The 1496-nt window shown below is 42.8% G+C and carries 2 protein-coding genes and 1 pseudogene; 2 read left to right on the top strand and 1 reads right to left on the bottom strand.

What is annotated here, in order from left to right; genetic code table 11:
• Positions 1-169: 169 nt before the first annotated feature.
• Positions 170-389: pseudogene (locus PX482_RS18915) on the bottom strand (IS4 family transposase); the annotation flags it as partial.
• A gap of 279 nt (positions 390-668) precedes the next feature.
• On the opposite strand from PX482_RS18915, the gene PX482_RS18920 reads away from it, so the two are divergent.
• Together PX482_RS18920 and PX482_RS18925 are read left to right on the top strand one after the other, a co-directional pair.
• Positions 669-878 carry a hypothetical protein gene (locus tag PX482_RS18920; protein WP_002761011.1) on the top strand — a complete coding sequence of 70 codons (210 nt, stop codon included), beginning with the start codon at positions 669-671 and terminating at the stop codon, positions 876-878.
• Positions 879-903: 25 nt separating this feature from the next.
• Positions 904-1161, top strand: coding sequence for a hypothetical protein (locus tag PX482_RS18925; RefSeq protein WP_002761013.1), 258 nt, complete (start codon positions 904-906; stop codon positions 1159-1161).
• Positions 1162-1496: the final 335 nt, after the last annotated feature.

Raw genomic sequence — 1496 nt, forward strand, 5'->3', positions numbered from 1 at the left:
ATGAGATAAAAGTTAGCGATAGCGCAACGCACCAATCCCAGTTAAGTAGGTAGGCGTTAAAAGTTGTCAGATCCCCCCGCCTATCGGCACCCCCCTTATCAAGGCTATCCATTAGTCACATCTTTCTTAACATAAAATTTGACAAAAAGAGAAAAGTCTGCAAGATGGCTCAAGGGGGTTCTATGGGGGGACTAATTTGATGAGATAGTTTCCAAGTCTGGCTGATATCATGTTACCTTCGCAGTCCCAACCAAATAGTTTTAACACCTGGTTCACCGTCGCCTTTTCTACCTAAAAAACCCCCAAGAGAAGCAATCATTCTGACCGCTTCTGGCCAAGGAGGGCGGCTTTTCAGGTGGCGGACCCTTTTTATGAATAGTGGCACACAAAGGGGAGCATCTCACCTTTGTAACCCCTAAATCAGGTTTTTATGTCAAGCTATTTTGAAAGCCTTGCTAGAAAACAGTTTTAGGGATAAGTATAATTACGCACTTGCATAAATGAGATGCTCCCCACACAAAAGAGATTAGGATTAATCCCATCGCTGAGAGTAAATATCAAGTGGAGTTATTGGGGTTGGATGTGTTTGACCCGGTTACAATGAAAGTGGACTCAGAACCGGGTAAGAATGTCCCCGCTTGGTTTCTCGATACTGACTACAACGGCCTATGTTTCCACGTCAATCAGGCATTTTTCCCCGTACCGGCACTTGGGATTCGATTAAGAAAGCTTTAAAGGGAACCTATGAGGAATCAGTCTGGGAACATCTAGCAGGGACAACCAGCGCACCTTTTGCAGTGGGAGAACATCGGCAAATTGCCGTTAAAGTAATTGATGACCGGGGGAATGAGTTGTTAGTGGTTAAGAGTTTAAATTAGCAGAATTAAAGAAAGTAAAACTAATATGAATGCTTACAAAAAATATGTGACAATTGAGCGATCACATCAGTTAATTTTATCCGATTTACCCTTTCGATCCAGTCAAAGAGTAGAAATTATTATTTTAGGCGAAGATAGTCAGGAAACTAACCATCAATTAGAGGAGTTACGGCAAAAAATTGATAGTGCAACCGAGCAAATTTTAGCGGGTAATGTAACCGATGGGGAATTAGTTTTTGAGCAGTTAAAAACAAGATTAAGAGAAGAATATGGCTTAAAATAATGGCAATTTATCAATTCTCCCAAGAGGCAATTAATGATCCGGGGTCAGCGCATCTCAAACGCCATTGACAATTGACCAATTTTGTTATCCGTTTGCTGTGTGAGCATTTCAAGCCCACATTCCGCACCCTCAACTGTCACATAAGCTGTCCCCCTCCAGAGACTTGAGTAAAAATACTTAGCTGGTCAAGGTTTTCTCGGTGGCCGCTAGGGGGGTCTTGAGACCCCTAATTAGGGTCTGCTGAAAAAGTTTTTCGTGGGGACAGGGTGTGGGGTGTGGGGTGTGGGGTGTAGGGTTTTACCGATTCTCATCTGGTCAATTACCTAATTTTCAGA

The sequence above is a fragment of the Microcystis sp. M53602_WE12 genome, assembly GCF_030065455.1.
Taxonomy (GTDB): Bacteria; Cyanobacteriota; Cyanobacteriia; order Cyanobacteriales; family Microcystaceae; genus Microcystis; species Microcystis aeruginosa.